Annotated in this window: 1 pseudogene; it reads left to right on the top strand. The window is 63.2% G+C overall.

Annotation, left to right across the window (positions count from 1 at the left end):
* Positions 1–431: pseudogene (locus tag EN935_RS39855) on the top strand (adhesin); the annotation flags it as partial.
* Between the last annotated feature and the right edge of the window lie 61 nt (positions 432–492).

Genomic DNA, 492 nt, shown 5'->3' on the forward strand with positions numbered 1-492 from the left:
TCCACGGTCAGGTGACCGGCGACGGCGATGCCACGATCGGCAATCTGTCGAAGCTCGAATTCGGCGGCGCCTCGTCGACGGACGTCACCTTCGCGCACGATGCGGCCGGCACGCTGCAGCTCGACGATTCCTTCGATTTCAGCGGGCAGATCGGCGGCATCACCAATGACGACAGGCTGGAGCTAGAGGACATCCTGTTCGGTGCGGGCACGACGGCCGTCTACCAGGCAAACCAGGATGGCAGCGGCGGAACGCTGACTATTTCGGACGGCACCCACGGTACCGCGCTGCATCTGGTCGGCTCCTATGATGCAAACGGCTTCAAGCTCGCCGATGACGGCCAAGGCCATACCGCCGTTTCGTACAATCCGGCGGAGTTCACACTGACGGGCGTCGGCAATGGGGCAATTTCAAGCGACTTCGTGGTGTGAACCAAAGGGCCGCCGTCAGCGGCGGCCCACCTGGCCTGACGAGTTTTGAGTGGGGTTCTGG

The sequence above is a fragment of the Mesorhizobium sp. M7D.F.Ca.US.004.03.1.1 genome, assembly GCF_003998635.1.
GTDB classification, from domain to species: Bacteria; Pseudomonadota; Alphaproteobacteria; order Rhizobiales; family Rhizobiaceae; genus Mesorhizobium; species Mesorhizobium loti.